The following is a 12,900-nucleotide window of genomic DNA, read 5'->3' on the forward strand; positions in this document are numbered from 1 at the left end:
CAGAACCGCCCAAGGCACAAATCAATTCGCCACTTTGTTATAATTAATTAACCTGAACGTTGAACGGCATAAATCGCTCGACGCCATCTACTTTGACCTGCGCCCACACCCGGTAATCTCCTGGAATGTGGGTATTGAGCACGAACTCCAACTGCGGCTCAGCGTCCTTTTCGCGCCCCGTGTATTTAGGGTGCAAGTGGGCAAAGCCCGACACCGATTCGTCAAAGGCAACTAGGTGCGCCCAAGCGCCCATCACCGGCTCCAGCACCGCTTGCGCGCCGTCTGCGCGGGCAATTTTCAAATGCAGGCGCGCCTCCTGGTCGACTGCTGGCGCAGCGGGATCGACGACCAAACTTGCGGTCCAACCATCGGGCAAAGCCTGCGGCGCCACCGCCGTTGCTGCACCGGCAACATCGATTGCGCCATCGGCAATCACCACTTGCTGCGTGCGCGAAGGCACGAACTCGGCGAAGACCTGGTAAGGTCCCGGGCGGTTCGGCGTAAACGTAAATTCCCACTGCCCCGACTCGCCAATCGGCTGCGGGTGAACGTGGTGATAATCCTCGCGCGAGGGGTCGACCACGAGCACGTGCATGAGCTCGGTGTGCGTGACCGCCAGCTCCGACGGCGCCAGCGGCTCACCGCCCTTTGCACTGACGGACAACACCACCTTGACCGGCTCGCCCACGTTTAGAAATTCGCGCTCGGGCTTCAGCGTGAGCTTCACCGGATAATTCAACGAACCGACTTCAATGAAAACCGGCTGATCATCACCGCAGTATTGAATGCCGTCGCCATCCACCACCGGCGGATCGTAGTGAAGGAATCCACACTCGGAATCGGGCAATGAACGCAGCCCGACAAACAAGCCCACGGCCGCTACCGTAATCAATGCACACTGGACCAAACTTGTCATGATCCGGCGTCCTGCTCCCGTTCGCTCAGGCGATCAAAGAAATCCTGCGGCGTCCAGGTAGAGCCTTCCTTGCGATAAATGACCTTGCCGTTGCCGTCGGTGAGGATCGTCGCCATCGTGTGGTTGATCGTGCCGTCCTCATCGATCGTCAAAATACCAAACTGCTTCATCAGGTCCTCAATCGCCTCGGGGTCGCCCGTCAGCAAGGTGTAGTTGCCGAAGTGCGCGCCGCGCTGAACACCGTATTCATTGAGGATGCCGGGGGTGTCGTATTCCGGGTCGAAAGTGATAGTCACCAGCTGCGCATCTTTGAGGCCGGCTTCGTCGATCATCTTTTGCAAACGCAGCGTACGCGCAGTCGTGGCCGGGCACATGGTCGGCATTTGGCAGCGCGTGAAGATGAAATTATAAACCGTGTTCTTGCCCTGATACGTTCCCTTGCGCACGAACTCGCCGTCCTGATTGTAGAGCGCGAAGTCCGGCAGGTAATCCCCCAGCGAGCGAAACGCCTTGCGGCCTTGAAGCATGGTGTCGTTGTGAAGCTTCTTGTTGACTGATTTTTCGACGGCCACGTTGACCTCGTCCATCGGCCAAATCGCATACAGCGTCGGCGGCTCGGTCAGCGGCTCCAACTCGCCTTTGATCGTCTGCCCAACGTAGCCAATGCGCGCATCGCCAGCACCGACTTTAAGCACGCGGCCGTCTTCGAGGGTCAGGGTCTGCGCATCGGGGTCTGCGCTGGCGACTTTGCCAGTGAGCGATTCCGCATTGAGGGTGGCGGCGCACAACCAGCAAAGCGTCGTGTGAAACAGGGTTGTCGTTTGCGGTCCAAGCATACTTACTGATTATTTTACGCATTTACGTATTTTCGCAACCGAGAATGTTCAAAGCCCCTACTAACCGACTCGACCGCTACCAACCCGCCCTCTTCTGGTTTTCCCTGTTCGCCCTTTGCTGGTCGCTGCTCCTGCTCTATGCCGGTGCCTATACCACCAGTATTCAGGCCGGCATGGTGTTCCTCGACTGGCCGCTGTCCAACTCCTCCGTGATGCCGGACGGCTGGTGGGAAGACATCGAAATGCGCGCCGAGCACAGTCACCGCCTCCTCGGAGCCAAGCTGGGCTTCCTATCCATTGCGCTAGCCATCTGGGCCTTCCTCCGTGAAGGCAACGACACTACCCGCCGTCTGGCCTATGGGCTCCTGGCGCTCGTTATTGCCCAGGGACTCCTAGGCGGCGCGCGCGTGAAATTCGACCAGCTCAACACCGGCGCCGACGACAACGCCATCGGTTACACCTTCCGCATTCTGCATGCTTTGGGCGCGGAACTTACCCTCTGCTGCCTGGCAACGCTCACCCTACTCCTCTCCCGCTACTGGAGGGAAAAACAATGCGGCCTGGCCAAAGCGGTGCCGAAGTCTGTCCGTATTTGGGGGCTGGTCGCCGCAGCGACGATTATGGTGCAAATCCTCCTTGGCGCACTCATGCGGCACTACGGGGCCGGGCTGGCGATACCGACTTTTCCCCTCACGCCCGAAGGCGGACTGCTGCCTGCAGTTTGGACCACGCCGATCACGCTGCATTGGCTGCATCGGCTTGGCGCAGTCGTGGCGACCGTTGCCATCATGGGCTTCCTCGGCATGCTCTGGGGCCGCAGCAACACGCGCCAAGCGATGAAAGGCTGGATAATCGGCATCACGGCGCTACTGGCGATACAGGTGTTTCTCGGAGCGGCAACGGTCTGGACTCATAAGAACCCGGTAATGGCTTCTACTCACATGCTAGTGGGCGCGCTACTATTAGCATTTGTTTGGATTACGATTACGCAAACTTTCCGCTTGCCCCTGGCGAACAGTGATTTAACCAATAGATAGTCTACTTTTAACACCTCCAACGCCCCCATTGCGCCAATTGCCCCGCGCCCGTGACTGAATGAGCTCCTCCCCTTCCACGCCAGGCCTCAACCAAGTTGACGCCACCCCCTGGTCCGAACGACTCGCCCTGCGCGAATATTGGGAACTGACCAAGCCGCGACTAAGCCTCCTTTCCGTCATCACCGCCCTCGTTGGCTACATGGCGGCCGACCCGCAGCGCAGCGCGGGCATTTTCCTTTCCCTCCTCGTAGGCACCTCGCTCTCCGCCGGTGCCGCAGGCGCACTCAATCAGTGGCTGGAGCGTGAAGTCGACCGCCGCATGGCACGCACCCAGAGCCGCCCCCTGCCCAGCGGTGCCGTCTCGCCGCAAGCAGCACTGATCTTCGGCCTCAGCCTTGGAATCGCCGGCAGCACCCTCGTCTGGCTCGGGGCCAACCCACTCGCCGGCGCGTTAACCGTCGCCACGCTGATTTCTTATTTGCTGGTTTATACGCCGCTCAAGCGAATGACTTCATGGAACACCCTGATCGGCGCAGTACCCGGCGCGCTCCCCCCGCTGATCGGCTGGGCTGCCGCCAATGGCCAAATCGACCCGCTCGGCTGGATCTTGTTTGGCATCCTCTTCTGCTGGCAAATCCCTCATTTCATGGCCATTGCCTGGCTCTACCGCGACGACTACGCTCAAGGCGGTTTCGTGATGAGCACGGTCAATGACCCCAGCGGTCAAAGCGCCGCCCGCCAATCGATTCTCCACAGCCTGCTCTTGCTCGGCATCAGTCTGCTCCCGGTGTTCCTCGGTTACACGAGCTGGTTCCTCTTCGGTGCCGCTGCGTTAATCTGCGGCATGTATTATTGCTGGACCGCATTGGGCTTCTGGCGCGTCAAAGGCCAAGACCGCACGTCGGCCTCCCGCAAGATGTTCCTGGCCTCGATTGCCTACCTGCCGCTCCTGCTTGGTGCCTTGGTGCTCGACCGTTGGCTAATTGGCTAAGCCGCACTCACAGCAGCTGAACAACCTAACGCCTGAAGACTTCACTGAAAACGCTTTAGAGTTATTCAAAGCACCGCGCCCAAGTGAACAATGCCAGTCTTCATCGCATGAATGGCGGCTTGAGTTCGGTCCTGAATTTGCAACTTAGGTAGCATGTTCGAAATTTGCAGCTTAACCTTACGTTCAGACAGACCCAAATCATGCATGATATCTTTATTGCTACGCCCATGCACCACCAGACACATCACTTGCATATCATGCTATGTCAGAGTTCTTGGCGCATCGAGGTCATGAAGCTTTTTTCAAGTTCAGGCGGCAAATAATGTTCGTGCGCAGCCACTCCTATGATGGCGTTTAACGTATCGGAGATCTCGACAGACTTCGACCAATCCCCCTGCATACCAGCTAAAGTAGCCCGCCAAATTAAGTCATATTGAACAAAGAAAACTCCAGAAGTCAGGAGCCATTCCTGAAAGTTTTTGCTGTATTGAAGCCCACACACCCTCCCAGGATTCGCCATCATAGAGAAATAGGCTTCTTGGTCATTCGCCTCGATGCTAGCGCCACCCCATGTAGAGGCTTCCGCGCCAAACTCATAAGCGCCCGCGTCCGGGCTCTCCCCTACAGTACGCTCAAGGCCATCTAAATCCCGCACGCCTGACACCTCACTCGTTGAGCCGAGATCGATAGCTGGAGAGCCTGTAGTCAGTCGAAAATCACCTGAGGCAGCACCGATAAAACCTGGCGCAGCAAACACCTCTTCCGCCCTACTCAGGGCGAGGTTATCATACGTGGGCCAACCCTCGGTCCAATCGCCCCCCAAGACCCAAACCGGTGTTTCTGGCCCGTAATAAAGGTTGCGGTTAATCACGAGCCCAACGGCATCATTATTCCATTGCACAATGAAGATATTGCACTCCCCGGACTTAGTAATGTCGTGGTAAAAGATGTTCGCCGTAATTTCGGTATCGATCACTTGGTACTGAATGTGCAGTTGGCCGAATTCATCGCCGTTGGCCTGTGTGTCATTGTTATAAAACGTATTGTGCGTAATCACGCAATTTGCCGCGCTCCCTGTGGAGCCAGACTCATAGCCGCCGATGAACAGTCCGGCCATCAAGCATTCGGTCAGCAAGTTGGACCGCACGATGACATTCGAAGTCGACTTGCCGAGATGCTCGGACGCCACCTCAACGCCGATATCACACAGGCTCACTTGATTGCGCTCGATGACGATATCCCGTCCACCATCGACGTATATCCCTGCTGAGCATGGCCCGTTGTAGGATGGATTCCCAACCGTCGACACTCCACTGACACAGTTGCCGCTGATCCATCCGTTTCGAGCTTGATCCAACGCATCGGTTGGGCCAACGCCTTCATATCCGATACAATCAATGCCAATGTTATCGCAGTTGGAAACTGAATTCTCAATGATGCGAAAGCCATCTACGTTACCATTAATCACCAGCGCCTCACTGGAGCCAAGCGTCAGGTCGCGCACGATATTGCCCAAGACCAGGAGCTCACTGATCGCGATTGCATCCGTGCCAAATACGCCGATGCCATGCGCGTCACGCCCAGATCCATTGGCTCTCGGATTCGCGAGTGTTGCGATTTGCTCAACGGTGTTGTTAACCAGTTCAACGCCTGTTCCCGATCCTTCATAAAGAATGCCAACCGGCGTCTGGTCGCGATTACTCGTAGATAAGTTACGAACAGTCAGCCCTTCGATCCGCACATAGGAGCAGTCCTGTAGTTCAACCAAGCCCATTCGCCCCGAAACGATGATCTCGGAACCGTCAATTACCACCGTTTCGCCATCATGAGCACGAATGGTAATATACGCGCCCTCGCTTCCTGATTGATTGACCAACACACACTCCGCATAAGATCCTGCACGCACATTGATGCCGTCTCCTGGCGAAACTTGAGTGAGCGCATGGGCGAAGGTGCCCCAAGGCGCATCGATGTCTCCCGTAGCTGAATCACTGCCATCGGTCGCCAGATAATATTCGGCAGCAGAGGCTCCGGTTGGAGCAATTGCCAAGGCCGTAAAGGCGACTAAATTTTCAAACCTCTTCATGCTTATGCAAATCATCGGCATTCATTCCATTGACGACGGTGCCATCATCATCCACATCCAGCCGCACTTTATTCAAATCTGCAAACATACGACGCACATCCCCCACCCCGCCGCAGATAAACCAGCCAGTAGTAAAGATGCCAAGGATGACAGATATCCAGAGATTCACCTGCCAGAAAACAATCCATGTTTCCTCGCTGACTCCAACGCTTAAATTAACCGCACTGCCGATCAGAAAGACACACCACCAGCCAATCACCCATACTATTGTGCCGAGGTAGATTACTTTATCCCACTTCGAAAACTCCGGCCCCATGCCCAAGTTTCGCCATGACTTAATCGGCATCTCGACAGAAGGATCGTCCACGCGACGGAACTCTCCACGATGCAAAAGCTTATCCATGTTGTGCGCGTAGTTCTGCAAAAGCGAGCCTACCACATAGCCGATGATCGCACACAGCATCGAGAAAAACATCATCTGACGTCCGTTAAAGGGAAAATCATCCGCAATGCTTTGTAACGCAAAGTTATCTGGGAACCACTCAAGCAGCATTGGCGCAATTTCTGACCAATACGACTGTAGCAGGAGGCCTCCCGCCGAGAACGTTGCGCCAATAATCATCGCCGCCCATGCGCCGGCTGTCGTGCCGCGTTTCCAATACAACCCGCCAATGATCACCGAGCCCGCCCCTCCGAGGAAAATCGCCCCAGTGATATCGAAGAACATATAAATGTAATCACGCAGAGGGAAGATCATGCTAAAACACCACGCAAAAAACGCCACGCCCAGCAAACCACAGCGTAAGAGTAAAATGTGCTGCTTCATGCTCAGCGGTTTCTTTCGAAATGGCAGAATCACGTCCTGGATAAATATGCTACTCCAAGAGTGCAGATAAGTGTTATCCGTGCTGACCGCCGCCGCCACGATCACCGCCGCAAGCAGACCGGTGACGCCAATTGGAAGGATATGTTGCAAGCCGACTGGCACCGTCATTTGATGGCGAATGGCAGGCTCGCTAAACTGACTCAGGTCGCGCGTAATCTCTACTGCTTGCTCGCTGAAAACAGGATTGTGCAACACAGCAAACACGCACAACGGCATCAGCAGCATTGCCATGCCCTGCGCCATAGCCCGCCAGTTGCCCAAAATGCCCGCCATACGCGCCTCATGCGGCGAGCGGGCTGACGCATTGTAGGCGCTGCTCCCTTGCCAGGCCCGCGTGGTGTAAACCACCATGAAAACACCGATCAGGTAGTAGCCGATATTGAAGTCGTCCATGCCGCCGGCCTGGAACGGATGAATCATTGACTGATCAGCAGGGCGCGTCTGTAAGCCCGCAATAATATCTCCCCAATCAAACATCCACAGAAGGAATATCAGGATCACCATAAACGCGATGAGGCTAAACATCGACTGTGCAAAGTCAGTCAGCAGCACTGTGATTTGACCACCCAGAAAGACAAACAGTAGCGCAATGAGCAGCTCGATCGCCATCACAATGGGGAACACCGCCACGGGCGTCCCGAAGATCATGACCACATCCGGTAATTGACAAAAGTGGATAAAGAACCGCGCCGTAATTGCGGGAAAAACTCCGTAGTTAATCAGCCCCGATAGAAATGCAAGCAGCCCACAAAACACACGAAAACTTCTGCTGTAGCGCATCTCAATGAACTGCGGCATCGTCATGGAGCGCGTTTGCCTGAAGCGGTAAATGACAAAGCCCGACAGCGCAATGATAAGCCCAAGTGGTGAGAGAAAATAGCTCCACCAGATGGGAACAAATCCGGCTTGGTAGGTGATTTCAAAGGCGCCCACAATGGTAATCGCGCCAAGCCCCGCGATTCCTTCAGAAAGCGTCAGCAGATAACGACCGGCGCAGCGGTTGGCCACGAGATAGTCCGCCACCCCCCGCATATAGCGCCGTGAGTAAAGCACGAGCCCCAAAAGCGCGAATAGGAATACCGAGACGATTCCCCAGTCGATAATGCTCATAGAAAAACCTTAGTTGAGCGACTTGAGCCGAACCTGCTCCACCCACATGAGGTCGGGGCGACTCGGAGAACCCATGCCATCCACTTGCACCAGACGCAGAGCAACGATGTCCATCGCGTCGAATTTCAAATCGTTGCTTAACTGTTCGTTGTCCTCAACGGCAACCACCGGCACCCACTCTTCCGCCTGATCTGCGGGCATGACTTCGACACGAAATTCACGCGCTTGGTGGTGGACCCCATTGTCAAATGCCCAGTCAACTGAGAACCCATCAGCAGAGACTGGTCGCGGAAACTGAAACTCCAAAAAGTGCTCTCCGTGCTTTTCCCAAGAAGCCCAGGCGCGGCGACGCCAATCCAGCTGCTCTCGCTCGCTGATCCCGTCGACCACCGGCGTCACATCGTAGTCTGGATAAATCGAACTTGGAGCCACCTTCGTTCCCGCTGGAAAGCCGTTCGCTGATTCCGGCAGTTGATAGGTCATGCGTTCGGGCGTATTCTGTAGCTCGAGGTACTTACCATCTGGTGTGGGTGAGTAATCGATGTCATAAATGGCATCCAAGTAGATGGTCGACACCTCTGGCACGTAACCAAACGTTAACGCACGGTCCATTGCAATGCGGGTATTTTCATGATCAGCAGATTCCGCGTAATCCAGCGCCAGCACTACGATTCCATGATTATCCATCGCAGGCTTAAGCACATCACGCCACAGCACAAGACCGTAGTCCCAAGCCGACGGTTTGAGCAGCATGTATTCCTTGGCCGCAAAATCATAACTTGCCGTACCGCTCTCAAACATAACGCCGTCAATTGAACCTGCGAGGGCAGGAACCGTATGAAAGCCTCGGTTGATCACAATAATGCTGTCAGGCTGTTGGGCGCGCAAATCTTGTATGAGCGAGATCATTGCGTCCTTCGACTCCGGGTAAAGCTCGCTGGTGTCCACCGTATCGAGGAAAAAGCCATCAACCCCGTACTCATCGCGCATGGCGGCAGTTCTCTTCAAGAAATACTCACGCCAAGCCGGTTCACGCGCATCGGCGTAGTAGGAATTCCAGATTTTGTTTTTATCAGGTGCATCATTGCCGTCACGGTCAAAATAGCTAGAATCCATGCCTCCGGGCCCTTCGCCATCGCCCACGCGTAAAGCATCATCTTCGCCAATGCTGATGTAGCCAATGACAAGAGCGCCCCCGTCTTGCATTTGAGTAATCGAAACAGGGCTTTGTTGGCTGGTCTCGATAATGACAGCGTCTCGAGAAACGAGCTCCTCGACCTTTCCAGGACCATAATAGCACGCATAGGAATCGATCTGCTGGAATCGGCTACGCAAATCAGAGGCAAAGCCAAGGCACGCAACCCAAAGAAAGGCCGCGAATGGAAATATTAGTCGCATATTATTAGGGGTAAGTTTATTTAAAATCTGGCATGTTGCGAATCGGCACAAAGTAAGGCTCCTCTGTGGTAACTTCGGTGTAATCCAAAGTGTCCACATGGCCATCAAGGAACAGAGCCACTACAAGGTTATTGCCATAGCGGTCTGGGTCAGCCGGATGATCAGGAGCAATGTAGCCCCAGCAATCGGTCTTAGGCCCATCAGCAAGCACCAGCGTCTTCGAGGGATCGGCAAAAATGAACTGTGACAGCACGTGATCACCTTCACGGGATGTATCGCCGAGATGCCTCCCCATCACAACATAATTCCAGCCATAGGAAATGGTCTGTGCCAGCGTGTTGTAGTCAGTGTCATTAAACTCTTCATGAGCCGGACTGTGAAATATCTCTGTATCATCGCCAAGATACGGGAGCAGCAACTGCCACCAATATTGGCCGGTGTTATAGTTGTGCCAGACCGGTATGTTATTGTCGTGTTCTTGGGCATACATCTGGGTTCCGCCTCCAATGTTACGCACATTGGAGATGCTGTTCGTGAGTAGGCTTTTCTCCCGAACAGCGCCTAACACTGCGATGAGGATACTCGCCAGTATGCCGATTACCGCGACACAGACGAGTAACTCCACCAAAGTGAACCCAGATTGCTTACGCCATTCCATATCGTAGCTGCGTAAGCAGATACTATGCTAAGTTGCGGCGACGAAGCAAGGTAATCGCGCCAGCCAGTCCGACAAAGATCATTGCGTAATGAGCCGGCTCGGGAACCGAAGCAAAAGTATAAACTCCGGCACCGATAAAGTCATCCACCGTGGTCCCATTGCTATACATGGCAATCGCAATGGTGTCATTAGGGAAAATTGTGGCACCGCCTACCGTAAAGGTGGCAGAGCGACTGATAGATATTTCCTGTTCGCTGACGGTGGTGTTGTAGAGCGCAATTGCAGCGCCTCCATCGGTGATACCATTGCCGGTATTGAAATTGCCAGTAGCCTGCTCAAAAGGGAAATCGTTTTGCCAGCCTACTTCCGAACCAACCAAGCCTAAACCATACACATCGTAGCCCGTTGAGGTATTGTTGTCATTATCTAGCGCAATGAATACTTGGGCATTACTTCCATTTACGCCAACTGGATCATTATAAACCACACGCAGGTAAAGATTGCTATCATCATTGGCCGCGTACAGCGTGATGAAGTCTACGGGATCACCATCACCAGTAGTGTCAGTGGTCAAGATCGGAACACCGACCCAATCTGAGAAATCCCCGTCGATAGTGATATTCGCGTAGGTGCCTGCGACCGCCGATGCGCTAAGCACAAGTGAGCCCAGAACGCCGCAGATTAGTTTCGTAGTATTTGTTGATTTCATAGTGATATGGATTTGTTGAGTGATATGAGGGTTGAATTTCTGGAAGAACTAAGCGCCAGTAGAAATGCCGACTGACGCGCGCTGCACGTAGTAGCTACCGATGACATGCTTAGCTAATGCTCGCGGAGATTCGCTCTCTTCATCATCGAGCTGTGAAATAATGCTATCGACTGCAGTCTTCGCGATTTGACTACGTGGAATACCAATTGTGCTCAGGGAAGGCGTCGTATAGGCGGTAAATGCCAAGTCATCCATTCCAACAATCGAAATGTCGCCAGGAACATTAAGTCCCATGGCATTGGCTTCATTCAGCGCACCCATTGCCAAAACGTCTGTCGCACAAAGCACTGCCGATGGTCGCTGCGAAGCAACCTGATGAAATGCCTTTTGGCCATCAGAAAAGCTGACCGAACCTTCCGCAATTAACTTAGGATCAACAGCCACCTGGCAATCCCCCAGGATTCGTCGGAAGCCGTTAACCTTGGCCGTGATTCCCGTCCCCCCAATGAATCCAATTCGCTTGTGCCCCAAACTTGCCAAGTCTCGCACCGCGTCCGCCATTCCACTGAAAATATCCAGTTCGACCACGATCTCTTTCTTAATCGGAGCCCAAGGACGATTGGTCACGACAACCACCGGACACCCCTGTACGGACTCGATTAAGCGAGCCCCACTGGTGCGACCGTCTACGACGAGGATAATACCATCCAAACCGCCACCACCTGTTAGTTGGCGCAACCGCTGATTCTCGCCCTTACCGGTACGGCTAAGCTCAAGGTGCACCGCTTGCCCACGCTTTTCGGCCGCCTTGGCGATTTCTTGCGCGAGCTCCATGTTGTAATAGTCGAATATCGGGTCTTCCGAAAAGCTGTAATAAAGACCAATCTGATTGGTTCGCTTCGAATTGAGACGACTCGCATGGACATTGGGGGAAAACCCGCGAGCACGCGCCTCTTCCAAGACGCGCTCACGCGTCTTATCACTAATTCGCCCACGCCCGGAAAACGCACGGGAAACCGTCGCCGTTGAGACGCCGATTTGCTTGGAAAATTCTACAATATCAAGTGGCATTTGTAATAATGTTTACGCAAATTATCTTGAAATCAGCGACAGTAGGCCTCTCCGACGGCGACTTGAGCCAATTGGCGAACCTCACAGAATTGTCCAGTCTCGGAGCTCTCTTTCGCCGCCAAACAGGCATAGACACTTTGCAGTCCTGCCCAGATATTCGAGATGGAAGTCGCCTCACCACGAATGACCTTGAGGAAGTTTTCCGCCAAAACCCCATCGCCACCATGATGATGCAAATCGCAATCCACGCGTATAGTGTCCTCAAACGGTTTAAAATGATGCACCAGCTTAGCCTGGTTCTCATACCAATCAAAACAGAGAGTTCCCTGATGCCCCGAAAAAGTCGCGCCGCGCCGTGCCGCGCCACGCTTCGAGTAAAACACCTGCGTGTAGACACCTTGAACACCGTTTTCGAACTCAATGAGCGCACTAGAAGCGTCCTCATTCATACCAGTTTCGGGTGTTCCAATTTGCTCAAAGAAACCACAATTCGGATCAGGCTCAACATCCGCATATTTTGAGTCGCGATAAACACGCCCACAGGACTTCATTGCACCAACGCGAACGATCGGACTACGCATGCAATAGGCCAGATAGTCGAGATCGTGCGTTGCCTTTTGAAGAAATAAACCGCCCGTCACCCGGTAGTCGCGGTACCAACTATTAAAATAGACATCACCATAAGGCACATAATTAACAGCCAACACATGCTGAGGAATACCGAGTCCACCTTCATCTAAGATATGCTTCACTCGTGTACAGAGCGGTGATGCGCGTAGCGGAAAACTTACCACCGCTTCTGTTTCAGTATTCCGAAATGCAGCCTCCAATGCCATCGCATCTTCAAGCGTTGTCGCAACGGGCTTTTCTAAAAAAAGCGGCAACCCGGTAGTAGCAACCTCAATTGCATATTTCGCGTGTAAATTGCAGCGCGTTCCAACCGCAATCGCATCAACTCCAGTTGATGCAAGCTCCTCAACCGTCCTCGCAAATTTAACGGCCCTAGCCTCTTTCTCAGGAAGAACTTCACGCACCGCTGCTTCATCGGGGTCGAGCGCAGAGACAATCGTCAGTCCGGGCTCAACTTCACGCATACAGGTATTCACCATATGATTCAGTCGCTTGCCTAGTCCAATTACTCCAATCTTCATAATCGCCATAAAAATCACTCACCTAGCAATCGTCAAGATTTTTGTGTAAAT

12 protein-coding genes are annotated in these 12,900 nt (G+C 53.8%); 2 read left to right on the forward strand and 10 right to left on the reverse strand.

The window, feature by feature from the left end; translation table 11 throughout:
- Positions 1–43 precede the first annotated feature (43 nt).
- On the reverse strand, positions 44–916 hold the full coding sequence (locus RBB62_RS13320; RefSeq protein WP_309399419.1) for a hypothetical protein: 873 nt from the start codon (positions 914–916) through the stop codon (positions 44–46).
- Positions 913–1,752 (reverse strand): SCO family protein, encoded by an 840-nt coding sequence (locus RBB62_RS13325; RefSeq protein WP_309399420.1) that lies wholly within the window; start codon positions 1,750–1,752, stop codon positions 913–915. Before RBB62_RS13325 ends, RBB62_RS13320 begins: the two co-directional genes overlap by 4 nt.
- Before the next feature lie 44 nt (positions 1,753–1,796).
- Between RBB62_RS13325 and RBB62_RS13330 the strand changes: the two genes are divergently transcribed.
- A complete protein-coding gene (locus RBB62_RS13330) occupies positions 1,797–2,789 on the forward strand; it encodes a COX15/CtaA family protein (RefSeq protein ID WP_309399421.1) in 993 nt (330 codons plus the stop codon).
- Between the two features lie 58 nt (positions 2,790–2,847).
- Positions 2,848–3,780, forward strand: a complete 933-nt coding sequence (gene cyoE, locus RBB62_RS13335; RefSeq protein WP_309399422.1) for a heme o synthase — start codon at positions 2,848–2,850, stop codon at positions 3,778–3,780.
- 65 nt (positions 3,781–3,845) lie between these two features.
- Here cyoE and RBB62_RS20305 read toward each other — a convergent pair whose 3' ends face one another.
- From RBB62_RS20305 to RBB62_RS13370, 8 genes are all read right to left on the reverse strand, one after another.
- The gene (locus tag RBB62_RS20305) at positions 3,846–4,034 is read right to left on the reverse strand and encodes a response regulator transcription factor (RefSeq protein ID WP_425499895.1); all 189 of its coding nucleotides are present in this window, start codon (positions 4,032–4,034) and stop codon (positions 3,846–3,848) included.
- An 11-nt stretch (positions 4,035–4,045) separates the two neighbouring features.
- Entirely contained in the window at positions 4,046–5,866 is a 1,821-nt protein-coding gene (locus RBB62_RS13340) for a choice-of-anchor Q domain-containing protein (protein ID WP_309399424.1), read from the reverse strand.
- A complete protein-coding gene (locus RBB62_RS13345; RefSeq protein WP_309399425.1) occupies positions 5,853–7,862 on the reverse strand; it encodes a sodium:solute symporter family protein in 2,010 nt (669 codons plus the stop codon). Before RBB62_RS13345 ends, RBB62_RS13340 begins: the two co-directional genes overlap by 14 nt.
- Positions 7,863–7,871: 9 nt before the next feature.
- Positions 7,872–9,197, reverse strand: a complete 1,326-nt coding sequence (locus RBB62_RS13350) for an endo alpha-1,4 polygalactosaminidase (RefSeq protein WP_309399426.1) — start codon at positions 9,195–9,197, stop codon at positions 7,872–7,874.
- 79 nt (positions 9,198–9,276) lie between these two features.
- A complete protein-coding gene (locus RBB62_RS13355) occupies positions 9,277–9,918 on the reverse strand; it encodes a type II secretion system protein (RefSeq protein WP_309399427.1) in 642 nt (213 codons plus the stop codon).
- A gap of 22 nt (positions 9,919–9,940) precedes the next feature.
- Positions 9,941–10,627, reverse strand: a complete 687-nt coding sequence (locus RBB62_RS13360; RefSeq protein WP_309399428.1) for a PEP-CTERM sorting domain-containing protein — start codon at positions 10,625–10,627, stop codon at positions 9,941–9,943.
- Positions 10,628–10,675: 48 nt separating this feature from the next.
- Positions 10,676–11,698 (reverse strand): LacI family DNA-binding transcriptional regulator, encoded by a 1,023-nt coding sequence (locus RBB62_RS13365; RefSeq protein WP_309399429.1) that lies wholly within the window; start codon positions 11,696–11,698, stop codon positions 10,676–10,678.
- Between the two features lie 32 nt (positions 11,699–11,730).
- Positions 11,731–12,858, reverse strand: coding sequence for a Gfo/Idh/MocA family protein (locus tag RBB62_RS13370; protein ID WP_309399430.1), 1,128 nt, complete (start codon positions 12,856–12,858; stop codon positions 11,731–11,733).
- Between the last annotated feature and the right edge of the window lie 42 nt (positions 12,859–12,900).

The organism is Cerasicoccus maritimus (assembly GCA_031296935.1).
GTDB classification, from domain to species: Bacteria; Verrucomicrobiota; Verrucomicrobiia; order Opitutales; family Cerasicoccaceae; genus Cerasicoccus; species Cerasicoccus maritimus.